Annotated in this window: 11 protein-coding genes; 9 read left to right on the top strand and 2 right to left on the bottom strand. The window is 71.7% G+C overall.

Annotated elements, in window-relative coordinates; translation table 11 throughout:
- Positions 1-130 precede the first annotated feature (130 nt).
- The 8 genes from AS857_RS26850 (at position 131) to AS857_RS26820 (ending at position 8783) form a co-directional block, all read left to right on the top strand.
- On the top strand, positions 131-358 hold the full coding sequence (locus tag AS857_RS26850) for a hypothetical protein (protein WP_058045788.1): 228 nt from the start codon (positions 131-133) through the stop codon (positions 356-358).
- Positions 345-860: a DUF6879 family protein gene (locus AS857_RS26845; RefSeq protein ID WP_338058281.1), complete on the top strand. Its 516-nt coding sequence runs from the start codon at positions 345-347 to the stop codon at positions 858-860. The genes AS857_RS26850 and AS857_RS26845 overlap by 14 nt, the downstream gene beginning before the upstream one ends.
- Before the next feature lie 22 nt (positions 861-882).
- Complete coding sequence (locus AS857_RS26840) at positions 883-1734, top strand: helix-turn-helix domain-containing protein (RefSeq protein ID WP_058045786.1); 852 nt, start codon at positions 883-885, stop codon at positions 1732-1734.
- Positions 1735-1817: 83 nt separating this feature from the next.
- Positions 1818-2957: a cyclophane-forming radical SAM peptide maturase AmcB gene (gene amcB, locus AS857_RS26835; RefSeq protein ID WP_338058280.1), complete on the top strand. Its 1140-nt coding sequence runs from the start codon at positions 1818-1820 to the stop codon at positions 2955-2957.
- Positions 2935-3114: a multiple cyclophane-containing RiPP AmcA gene (gene amcA, locus AS857_RS42450; protein WP_079110650.1), complete on the top strand. Its 180-nt coding sequence runs from the start codon at positions 2935-2937 to the stop codon at positions 3112-3114. Before amcB ends, amcA begins: the two co-directional genes overlap by 23 nt.
- Positions 3115-3178: 64 nt before the next feature.
- Entirely contained in the window at positions 3179-3862 is a 684-nt protein-coding gene (locus tag AS857_RS26830; protein WP_058045785.1) for a pentapeptide repeat-containing protein, read from the top strand.
- A 535-nt stretch (positions 3863-4397) separates the two neighbouring features.
- Positions 4398-6947, top strand: coding sequence for a helicase-associated domain-containing protein (locus AS857_RS26825; protein WP_058045784.1), 2550 nt, complete (start codon positions 4398-4400; stop codon positions 6945-6947).
- 189 nt (positions 6948-7136) lie between these two features.
- Positions 7137-8783, top strand: coding sequence for a DNA repair helicase XPB (locus tag AS857_RS26820; protein ID WP_058045783.1), 1647 nt, complete (start codon positions 7137-7139; stop codon positions 8781-8783).
- A 48-nt stretch (positions 8784-8831) separates the two neighbouring features.
- On the opposite strand, the gene AS857_RS40495 is transcribed toward AS857_RS26820, so the two are convergent.
- Positions 8832-8972 (bottom strand): hypothetical protein, encoded by a 141-nt coding sequence (locus AS857_RS40495; RefSeq protein WP_173864806.1) that lies wholly within the window; start codon positions 8970-8972, stop codon positions 8832-8834.
- 319 nt (positions 8973-9291) lie between these two features.
- Here AS857_RS40495 and AS857_RS26815 point away from each other — a divergent pair, with 319 nt between their 5' ends.
- Entirely contained in the window at positions 9292-11355 is a 2064-nt protein-coding gene (locus AS857_RS26815; RefSeq protein ID WP_245700528.1) for a HelD family protein, read from the top strand.
- A gap of 33 nt (positions 11356-11388) precedes the next feature.
- Here AS857_RS26815 and AS857_RS26810 read toward each other — a convergent pair whose 3' ends face one another.
- Positions 11389-11718: an ArsR/SmtB family transcription factor gene (locus AS857_RS26810; protein ID WP_058045781.1), complete on the bottom strand. Its 330-nt coding sequence runs from the start codon at positions 11716-11718 to the stop codon at positions 11389-11391.
- Positions 11719-11814: the final 96 nt, after the last annotated feature.

The following is an 11814-nucleotide window of genomic DNA, read 5'->3' as shown; positions in this document are numbered from 1 at the left end:
GGTCCGGTCCGGCCGGCTGTGACCACTCAGGCTGCCGGTCCACATGCAAGTCGGCGCAAGTTCCGTGCGTCTCTCCTGCGGCAGGTGCAAGGCTGGTCTCCGGAGATCGCCCCCGAGCTAGGAGGGAACCATGGCTCTGCGCAGGCTTGGCAAGGATCCAGAGAGCAAGTCGGGCGGATCACCGACGATTTACCTGGACGAGAAGAAGGACACCTACCTTGTCCAGGGGTGGAAGGTCGACGACATGGAGCGGCTGGCGCAGCTCGATCTTCCGAGGCACGAGACGGTCGTGGAGATTCCCCGGCGGATGGTCCAGTTCTTCCTGGAGGTGCAGGGTGGCAAGGGTGCCGACGATTGAGGAGCTTCTGGCCTCGGCCGAGCACTCGGCGGTGCATCTGGAGATGCGCGACACGTACATGCCGTCCGACCCCGCCTTCATCGCCTGGCAGAACGGGACCCTGACCGATCCGGTGGGTGGCGACGTCGAATTCCAGCAGTGGCTGGAGACGGTGTGGGCTGCCACCGGCCGCGGCGTCGGCATCCGCCGGGCGCGGGTTTTCTCCGTACCGGAGTCGGACTGCATCCGCTTCGAGCACTACGTCTCGAAGGCCAACGCGAAAGCGGGCGAGGACATCCGCTGGCTGCCGCGCAGGCAGGCGACCGACATCCCTTTCCCGGGCAACGACTTCTGGGTATTCGACAACCAGCTGGTCGTGGTCCTGCACTTCACGGGTGACGGGGAGGCGGCGCCGGACTGGCTGGAACCCACGCGGGACGAGCGGGTCCTCCGCCTTTGCACGAGTGCGTTCGAGGCAGTCTGGGAGCGGGCGGTCCCGCACGCGGAATACCGGCCCTCCTGAGCGACGACAACGAAGCAGACCTGTGAGATCAGCGCCCTCTTCCGCTGTCCGGGAGGCCCGCGTCGCTCTGGGCAGCCGGCTTCGGGAGATCCGTAAAGCTGGCGGCTTCAAAACGGCACGGGCTTTCGCAGCCCGTGCCGGCTGGAGTGAGTCCAAGGCCTCCCGCATCGAGAACGGCATCACGCAACCGTCCGATGACGATCTGTGGCGATACGCCGAACTGTGTCAGGCCACCGACACGTACCCCGATCTCCTCGCCACCGCCCACAACATCGAGGAGATGTACGTCGAGTGGCGCCGCCTCCAGCGTGAAGGGCTGCGCCCTGTGCAAGAGGCGCACGTTCCGCTGTACGAGCGCACCCGACGTTTCCGTATCTACGAGCCGGGCGTCATCCCCGGCCTGCTGCAAACGCCGGCCTACGCCCGGTCGATCATGGGCCGCATCATTGCTTTCTGGGACATCCCTGACGACACCGAGGCCGCCGTCGCTGTCCGCATGGGGCGGCAGCGGGTCCTGCGCCAGGCCAATCGGCAGTTCGGCATCCTGCTGGAAGAAGCGGCACTGCGAACCCGCTTCGGTGACGCGGAGGTCATGGTCAGCCAGCTCGGCCACCTACTGACCGTATCCGTGCTCCAACAGGTCAGTCTCGGAATCGTCCCCATGACGGCCGACCGCACGATGTGGCCACTGGAAGGCTTCTGGATCTTCGATGACGACCAGGTGATCATCGAGCTGGCCACCGCCCAGGTCACCGTGAAGCAACCGAGCGAAGTCGCCATCTACGCACAAATGTTCTCCGAACTCGCGCAGATCGCCTGCTACGGCAAGGAAGCCCGCACGTTGATCGCCGCAGCGATCAACGCCTTGGAATGAACCGCTGCAAGCGCGTGCAAGTTTCTTGAGCACAGCCGGTCCGCCTACAGATGCTGTTTGCAGCCTGACCGCCCCACGAATCGGTGGTGATACGCGTGTCCGCTCCCACTCCGGCAGCACCGACGAGGCGCCTTGCCGCGGTACCAGAGGCTGTCGTCATGCAGCCGACGACACTGTGCCGCCCCCTGGACTGCACATACTGCTATCTGCCCTTCCGCAAGGCCAAGCACCTCATGCCACTGGCAGTGGCCGCAGCGGTCGCCACGTCGGTCAACGCCTGGGCGAAGGAAGATTCGTCATTCGAGGTGGTGTGGCACGGAGGCGAACCGCTCTCCGCCGGCCGGGAGCACCTGGCGGCCCTGATGGCCCCGTTCCGCGGCGTGAAGCACACCGTGCAGACGAACGCCGCGCTCCTCGACGACGCCTGGTGCGCCTTCCTTCTGGAGAAGGACATCGGCGTAGGGGTCAGCATCGACGGTCCTGCGGAGATGAACTCCCACCGCATCACCCGTGCCGGTCATCCGGCATTCCAGGTGATCATGCGCGGTATCGAAAGGCTTCGGCGTCACGAAATCCCGTTCGATGTGATCGCTGTCGTCTCCGATCCCGACCCTGCACAGGCAGCGGACTTCTATACGTTCTTCGCCGGCCTCGGCTGCCGCTCGCTCGGCGTCAACATCGAAGAACACGAGGGCGTGAACACCGCTCACCATGAGACGGAGCAGGCGGCCGAGTTCTGGGAAGCGCTGACCGCGGCGTGGCAGACCAACCCCGCCGTCCGAGTGCGGGAGATCAGCCGGGTCCTGGACTTCGCCCGGGCCGTGCTGAACGACCAGGGAGCAATCTCCCGGGGCGGCCGGTCGTGGGACCCGCTTCCCACGATCGCGTACGACGGTGGGGTGGTCCTCGTATCCCCCGAGCTGACCGGGTTCCTCGATCCACGGCTCGGTGATTTCACCAGCGGCAACGTCCTGCGTACCGACCTCAAGACGCTGCTGTCCGAGGCTGACGCACGCACGTCGTGGCTCGCCGAGTTCTGGCGCGGCGTCGACGCGTGCAAGGCCACATGCCCGTACTTCGACTTCTGCGGCGGCGCCCATCCCGCGAACCGGTACTTCGAGCACGACGGCCGACTGGACGGCACCCGCACCCGTTACTGCACCGCCTCGAAGATCGCCCTATTCGAAGGAGTCACCCGCTATGCCGACGCCCACTGCCACTGACCGCGTACGTGCCTCGAAGGACGCCCTGCAAACACTGATGGCCTTGTCGCCGACTGCCCCGGGGGGCGGATTCGATAATCGACCCACCTGGGACAACATCACACCACAGTTCGACAACCGGACCACCTGGGATAACTGGAACAAGAAGACCAAGTAGCTTCCCCGGCGGTGGGGCCGCTCCTCGGCGGCCCACACCCCTCTCGTCCACCCCTCGGAGTCCTGTGGACCACCTCCTCTTCGGCCGTGCCCGAATCGTCGTACCCGACCTCGCCGAGCCAGGCCTGTACCTGCACCGCGTTCAATCCCTGGAGAGGGCTCACGGCAGTGTCCAGGACTTCCACTACGCCGACGCGGACTTGCGCGACCTCGACCACGCCGACGTGCAACTCATCACCGGCCGCATCACAAACCTGCACACGGCACGCCTGCGGCTGGAACGGGTAAACCTGCATTCGGTCGAGATCGACGCCTGCGACCTGGGCTCGGCCCGATGGACCGAGAGCAAGCTGACCCGCGTCGTGTTCCGCCATTGCAAGCTCTTGGGCGCGGCCCTCGACGGCCTCACCCTCGACCATGTGCTGTTCGAATCCTGCAAGCTCGATTTCACCGCCTTCACCAAGGTCCGCGCCGTCGGCCCGACCGTCTTCTCCCGTTGCTCACTCTCCGAAGCCACATTCACCGACTGCGACCTGAGCGACGCGGTCCTCAGCGACTGCACTCTGCGGAACACCGAGTTCAACCCCGGCCGGTACCAGCGGCTCGACCTTCGCGGCAACGATCTCTCCGCCGTGCGCGGGGCGGCTTCCCTGAGCCGCGTCGTCATCGACCGTTCCCAGCAGACCGAACTCGGCCAGGCGCTCATGGCCGAGCTGCACGTGACCTACAGCGACGACCTCGAAGCCTGACCAAGCCACCGACGCCGGCGGGAACGACGACGGGAGGTGTCGGGGGCGCAGGGGTGGGGGTTCGGGGCGCTGACGTGTATTTGTGGGCCCAATCTCCGGGCACGCACGACATCAGGGGGTCCGGGGCCGTATATTTACGGGCCCGGACCCCCTGATGTCGTGCGTGCCCGGAGATTGGGCCCACAAATACACGTCAGCGCCCCGAACCCCCACCCCTGCGCCCCCGACACCTCCCGTCGTCGTTCCCGCCGGCGTCGGTGGCTTGGTCAGGCTTCGAGGTCGTCGCTGTAGGTCACGTGCAGCTCGGCCATGAGCGCCTGGCCGAGTTCGGTCTGCTGGGAACGGTCGATGACGACGCGGCTCAGGGAAGCCGCCCCGCGCACCGGCACCCCCACGCACTGGCAGCGCCCCGCGCACCGGCACCCCCCACCCACCGGCGGCGCCCCGCGCACCGGCGCCCCCGCACCGCCCCCGCACCGCCGCAGCGCCCCGCAACCCCCTGGCCTGCGGCGCTCGACCCGGTACCGTAAACAGAATGACCACACCGCGGGAGACAGGCAGTAGCGGCGGGGCCGCGCGCGGCGGGCCGCGGACGCTGGCCGAGGAGTTGCGGGCGCGGCCCGACGGGGCGCTCGCGGGCCTGCTGCGGGCCCGCCCCGATCTCCTCAATCCCGTGCCGGGCGATCTGACCCAGCTGGCGACCCGCGCGGGCACCCGCGCCTCCGTCGTGCGCGCCCTGGAGCGCCTGGACCGCTTCGCCCTGCAGGCGGCCGAGGCCCTCGCCGTCGCCCCGGACCCGTGCCCGTACGGCACTCTCGCGGCCCTGATGACCGGGGACGCCCCCGGCGACCCGCGCATCGCCGAGGCCCTGCCCCGCGCCCTGGCCACCTTGCGCGAGCAGGCCCTGGTCTGGGGCGGCGAGGACCGGCTGCGTCTGGTCCGCACCGTCCGCGAGCTGCTGGCGCCGAGCCCGGCGCACCCCTCCCCCACCGGCCTCGGCCCGACCGTGGCGGAGGCCACGGCGGGCATGTCGCCGGGCCGGCTGCAGCAGATCATCGCGGCGGCGGGGCTGCCGGGGACGCACGACCCGGTGTCGGCGGTCGCCGCGCTCACGACCGTGTTCGAGGACCGCACCCGGATGGCGGAGCTGCTGGCGGGTGCGCCCGCGGAGGCCACAGCGGTCCTGGGCAGGTTGGTGTGGGGCCCGCCCTACGGCACGGTCACCGCCGATCCCGCCCCGCACCTGCGCTGGCTGCTCGACCGCGGCCTGCTGCTGCCAGCCTCGCCCGGCAACGTGGTCCTGCCCCGCGAGGCGGCCCTGCACCTGCGCGGCGGCCGCGCGCACCGTACGCCCGAGCCGGTGGCACCCGAGCTGGCGCCCGCCACTCCGCACTCCGCCCGCACGGTGGACGCGGCGGCCGCCGGCCAGGCGTTCACGGCCCTGGGGACGGTGGAGGACCTGCTTGCCGCCTGGGAGTCCGACGGCCCGCTCGTGCTGCGCGCGGGCGGCCTGAGCGTGCGCGACCTCAAGCGCGCCGCGGCCGTCCTCGACACCACCGAGGAGGCGGCGGCCTTCTGGATCGAGCTGGCGTACGCGGCGGGGCTGCTCGCCTCCGACGGCGAGGTCGACGAGCGCTACGCCCCCACGCCCGCTTTCGACGACTGGCTGCACCTGCCCGCCGAGCAGCGCTGGGCCCGCCTGGCCACGGCCTGGCTCGCGGCCACCCGCACCCCGGGCCTGGTGGGCAGCCGGGACGCCAAGGGCCGGCCCCTCAACGTCCTCGCCGCGGAGCTGGACCGCTCGCCCGCGCCCGAGGTCCGCCACCGCGCCCTCGCCCTCCTGGCCACGCTCCCGCCGGGCGCCTCGGTCACCGCGGACACGCTGCTGGACCGCATGCACTGGGAGCGCCCCCCGCGGACGCCTGCCGAGCCCGGCACGGAGGACCTGCGCACCCGCCTGGCCCGCTGGGCGCTGGCCGAGGCCGAGCTGCTGGGCGTGACCAACCGCGGCGCCCTGTCCGCCCCGGGCCGCGCCCTGCTGGGGCCGGAAAAGCCGGAGGGACCCGAGAGGCCGGAGAGGCCGGCGGGACCGGAGGGCACGGAGCCCGCATTCCCGCTCAGCGACGCCGAGCAGGGCGCCTGCGCCGTACGGGCGGCCGCCCTGCTGGCCCCGCTGCTGCCGGAGCCACTCGACCACATCCTGCTCCAGGCCGACCTGACGGCCGTCGCCCCGGGCCCCTTGAGGCGGCCGCTCGCCCAGGTGCTCGGGGTCCTCGCGGACGTCGAGTCCAAGGGCGGCGCCACGGTCTACCGCTTCACGCCCGCGTCCGTGCGCCGCGCGCTGGACGCCGGGCAGACCGCGTCCGACCTGAAGGCGTTCCTCACGGAGCACTCCCGTACGCCCGTGCCCCAGCCGCTGGCCTACCTGATCGACGACGTGGCCCGCCGCCACGGCCGGCTGCGCGTCGGCGCCGCCTCCTCCTACCTGCGCTGCGACGACGAGGCGATGCTCGCCGAGATCCTCGCCGACCGCCGCTCCGCCCCGCTGCGGCTGCGCCGCCTCGCCCCCACCGTGCTCGCCGCGCAGGTCGCGCCGGACGCCCTCCTGGAGGGCCTGCGGGCCATGGGGTACGCCCCGGCGGCCGAGTCGGCCGAGGGCGACGTCGTAGTCACCCGCGCCGACGCCCGCCGCACTCCGCAGCGCACCGCCCCGGCCCCCGTCCCGGAGGGCCCGCCGGTCCCCGACGAGACGCTGCTGGGCGCCGCGGTGCGGGCGATCCGCGCGGGGGACCTGGCCTCCACGGCCGAGCGCAAGCCGGTCGCCGCCCCCGCCCCGGCCGACGGCGGCCTGCCCCGCACCACCTCCGCGGACACCCTCGCCACGATGCAGGCCGCGGTGCTCACGGGCGCCGCGGTGTGGATCGGCTACGTGAACGCGGAGGGCGCGGCGAGCCAGCGCGTCATCGCCCCGGTGCGCGTCGAGGGCGGCTTCGTGACCGGCTACGACCACACGGCGGACGAGGTCCGCACGTACCCCCTGCACCGGATCACAGGCGTGGCCGAACTGGCGGACGAACACGCCTGACCCCCGGCGCCGCGGCCCGGCCCGACCAGCCACCCCCGCCCCCGCGGCCCGGCGCGCCCCCCCGGACGGCCCGTGCGCAAACGGTCGTGCCCCGTTCCACCCCGGCGTTCCACCCCGGCTCCACGTTCGAGCAAGTAGACTCGGGAGTTTGGCGCGGTGGGCCGGCCGGGCCCGGTTGTGGAGGTACGAGTGTCCTGCTTGATCGTCCAGAGCGACAAGACGCTGCTCCTGGAGGTGGACCACGAGCAGGCCGACGCATGCCGTCGCGCCATCGCCCCCTTCGCCGAGCTGGAGCGCGCCCCGGAGCACATCCACACCTACCGGGTCACCCCGCTGGGCCTGTGGAACGCCCGGGCGGCCGGGCACGACGCCGAGCAGGTCGTCGACGCCCTCGTCACGTACTCGCGCTACCCCGTCCCGCACTCCCTCCTCGTCGACATCGCGGAGACGATGGACCGCTACGGACGGCTGCGGCTGCTCAAGCACCCCACGCACGGGCTGGTCCTGGAGTCGACGGACCGCCCCGTCCTGGAGGAGATCCTCCGCTCGAAGAAGATCCAGCCGCTCGTCGGCGCCCGGATCGACCCGGACACGGTCGCCGTGCACCCCTCCGAGCGCGGGCAGATCAAGCAGACGCTGCTGAAGCTGGGCTGGCCGGCGGAGGACCTGGCCGGGTACGTGGACGGCGAGGCGCACCCGATCGAGCTGGCGGAGGACGGCTGGGCGCTGCGGCCGTACCAGCAGCAGGCCGTCGAGGGGTTCTGGCACGGCGGTTCGGGCGTGGTCGTGCTGCCCTGCGGCGCGGGCAAGACGCTCGTGGGCGCCGGTGCGATGGCCAAGGCCAAGGCGACCACGCTGATCCTCGTCACGAACACGGTCTCGGCGCGGCAGTGGAAGCACGAGCTGGTGAGGCGCACGTCGCTGACCGAGGACGAGATCGGCGAGTACAGCGGTACGAAGAAGGAGATCCGGCCGGTCACCATCGCCACGTACCAGGTCCTCACGACCAAGCGGAAGGGCATCTACCCGCACCTGGAGCTGTTCGACTCCCGCGACTGGGGCCTGGTCGTCTACGACGAGGTGCACCTGCTGCCGGCGCCGGTCTTCAAGTTCACGGCCGACCTGCAGGCGCGGCGGCGGCTCGGCCTGACGGCGACGCTCGTGCGCGAGGACGGGCGCGAGTCCGACGTCTTCTCCCTCATCGGCCCGAAGCGCTTCGACGCGCCGTGGAAGGAGATCGAGGCGCAGGGCTACATCGCGCCGGCCGACTGCGTGGAGGTGCGCGTCAACCTCACGGACTCCGAGCGGCTCGCCTACGCGACGGCCGAGACGGAGGAGAAGTACCGCTACTGCGCGACGACCGCCACGAAGCGGCGCGTCACGGAGGCGCTGGTGGCCCGGCACCAGGGCGAGCAGACGCTGGTCATCGGGCAGTACATCGACCAGCTCGACGAGCTCGGCGAGCACCTCGACGCGCCCGTGATCAAGGGCGAGACCAGCAATGCCCAGCGCGAGAAGCTCTTCGACGCCTTCCGGCAGGGCGAGATCTCGGTGCTCGTGGTCTCGAAGGTCGCGAACTTCTCCATCGACCTTCCGGAGGCGACGGTCGCCATCCAGGTGTCGGGCACGTTCGGCTCCCGGCAGGAGGAGGCACAGCGCCTCGGCCGGGTGCTGCGCCCGAAGGCGGACGGGCACGAGGCGCGCTTCTACTCGGTGGTCGCCCGGGACACCGTCGACCAGGACTTCGCGGCGCACCGGCAGCGGTTCCTGGCCGAGCAGGGTTACGCGTACCGCATCGTGGACGCGGACTCGCTGCTCGCGGGCGAGGAGGCGTAAGCCGTACGGCCGCGCACGACCCCGGCCTCGTACGGAGGAGAGCCGGGGTCAGGCCCTGCGGCCGTCCGCGTACTGCCCGAGGACGACGACGCTGACGGCCGCGCCGGCGAAGGCCTTGATCGCACGGAGGGCGTGCGCGAGGGGGGACGCGTCGGCGGCGGAGTCCGGGTTCACGGTTGCTGTGTTCATGTCTCCATGATGGTTCCCCGCCGCGCCCCGGACATCGGCCTGCCGGTGTAAAAGCGCAGGCCCGCGCGTACGACCCGAGGATCATGGCGTCCTACGGGAGGTGGACGCCGACCCTGAGGACGTCCCTGGGGGCGGCCCCGGGGACGACCCTGAAACGCCCCTGGGGAGCGCGGGAAAATCGCTCGCACGCCCCCGGCCCGCTGACTAGAATCTCCCCTTCCCGCCCGCCTCCCGCAGCGTCCACCGCACGGAGCGCGGCCGCCGACCGGACGGAAACCGGCGGCTTCCGATCGTCCCCCGTACGTCTGGAGGCTCTGCCGTGCCCGCGCCGCAAGTGACCACCCACGCGAACGACCCCCTGGAGCGGGAGCGCACCCACCTCTCCTCCTCCCGCGCCGCCCTGCGCGCGATGCGGGAGGACGTCGAGGCCCTGGACATCAAGGACGTCACCGCGAACTGGGTCAACGCCGCCGTCCTGGAGCGGCAGATCGAGGACCGCATCACGGCGCTGGCCGATCTCGCGCACACCCCGCTGTTCTTCGGGCGCTTGGACTACACGCACGCGCCGGGCGCGGACCAGGCCGAAGGGGCCGAGGGCGAGCAGTTCTACATCGGCCGCCGCCACGTGCACGACGCGGACGGCGACCCGATGGTGATCGACTGGCGCGCGCCCGTCTCGCAGCCGTTCTACCGGGCGTCCAAGAAGGAGCCGATGGACGTGCGGATGCGCCGTCGCTTCGGCTACACGGGCGGCGAACTCACCGCGTACGAGGACGAGGACCTCACCGACACGTCCGGCGCCGACCAGGCCAGCAAGCTGCTGCAGGCGGAGATCGAGCGGCCGCGCGTGGGCCCCATGCGGGACATCGTGGCCACGATCCAGCCGGAGCAGGACGAGATCGTCCGTGCGGGGATCGGCGGCACGGTGTGCGTCCAGGGGGCTCCCGGCACCGGGAAGACCGCGGTCGGCCTGCACCGTGTGGCCTATCTGCTCTACGCGCACCGCGAGCGCCTCGCCCGCACGGGCACGCTGGTCATCGGACCGAACCGGTCGTTCCTGCACTACATCGAGCAAGTTCTGCCCGCGCTGGGCGAGTTGAACGTGGCGCAGGCGACGGTCGACGACCTCGTCGCGCACGTGGAGGTGCGCGGCACGGACGGCGCGGAGGCCGCCCGCATCAAGGGCGACGCCCGCATGGCGGAGGTGCTGCGGCGCGCCGTGCGCTCCGGGGTGACGATGCCGGAGGAGTCCGTGGTCGTCGTGCGCGGCTCGCGGCGGTGGCGGGTGCCCGCGTACGAGATCGAGGAGATCGTCCGCGAGCTCCTGGACCGCGACATCCGCTACGGCGCCGCCCGCGAGGCCCTGCCGCAGCGGATCGCGCACGCCGTGCTGGTGCGCATGGAGCAGGCGGGCGAGGCGCCGGACGACCGGGTGCAGGACGCGGTCGCACGCAACGCCGCCGTGAAGGCGGCCGTCAAGGCGGTGTGGCCCGCGGTCGATCCGGTGAAGCTGGTGCTGCGGCTGCTGTCCGACGCGGAGTTCCTGGCGGAGCACGCGGACGGGGTGCTCTCGGCGGAGGAGCAGGCGGAGATCCGGTGGGCGAAGCCGGCGCGCGGCGTGAAGTCGGCGAAGTGGTCGGCGGCGGACGCGGTGCTGATCGACGAGGCGGCGGACCTGGTGGCGCGGACGGCGTCGCTGGGCCACGTGGTCCTGGACGAGGCCCAGGACCTCTCCCCCATGCAGTACCGCGCGGTGGGCCGGCGCTGCACGACCGGTTCCGCGACGATCCTCGGCGACCTCGCGCAGGGCACGACGCCGTGGGCGACGGCCAGTTGGCAGGAGGCGCTCACGCACCTCGGCAAGCCGGAGGCCGCGGTGGAGGAGCTCACGCAGGGCTTCCGCGTGCCGCGCGAGGTGATCGCCTACGCGTCGCGGCTGCTGCCCGCCATCGCCCCCGGCCTGGCCGAGGCCACGTCCGTCCGTGAGGCGGCGGGCGACTTCGCGGTGCGCGCGGTGCCCGGCGGGGAGCTGGACGCGGCGGTCGTGGCCGCGTGCCGGGAGTCGCTGGAGCGGGAGGGGTCGATCGGCCTGATCGCGGCGGACGCGCGGATCGAGGCGCTGGGCGCGCTGCTGGCGGCGGCGGGCCTGCCGCACCTGTCCCCGGGCGAGGAGACGACGGCGGAGGCCCGCCTGACGCTGGTGCCGGCCTCGCTGGCGAAGGGCCTGGAGTACGACTACGTGGTCCTGGACGAGCCGGCGGCGGTCGTCGCAGGCGAGCCGGACGAGCGGACGGGGCTGCGCCGGCTGTACGTGGCGCTGACGCGTGCGGTGTCGGGGCTGACGGTGCTTCACGCAGAGCCGCTGCCACAGCAGTTGGGGTGACCCCCGCCGCGCAGGACCCCTGCCCGGGAGGCCCTACGAGGCCTCCCCCTCCAACCCCCTGAGCAGGGCGTCCAGCAGCCCGGGGAACCGCTTGTCGAGATCCACCCGCCGCAGCTTCACGAACCGGTTGCGGCCGGAGACGCGCGTCGAGGTCACCCCCGCCTCGCGCAGGACCTTCATGTGGTGCGACACCGTGGACTTGTGCAGGTGGTCCAGGCCGAGCCCGCTCAGGTCGCAGTCGAACTCCTGGCCCCTCAAGTAGACCGACAGGAGCTGCAGGCGCACCGGGTCGCCGAGCGCGTGCAGCACTCTCACCAGCCGGATGTCCTCGGCCGCGGGCTGCGGCAGCCACTCGCCCTGCATGTGCTCTTCCCTCCTCGCCCCCCGGCAATTGTTTGACAATTATCCACCCATCCCCAATTGTTTGACGAGCATCCAACGGTGCGTCTCGAAGGGGGA

The organism is Streptomyces roseifaciens (assembly GCF_001445655.1).
In the GTDB taxonomy this organism is placed as follows: Bacteria; Actinomycetota; Actinomycetes; order Streptomycetales; family Streptomycetaceae; genus Streptomyces; species Streptomyces aureoversilis.
Note: the sequence above shows the minus strand (reverse complement) of the source record. Positions and strands in the feature narration are given on the sequence as shown.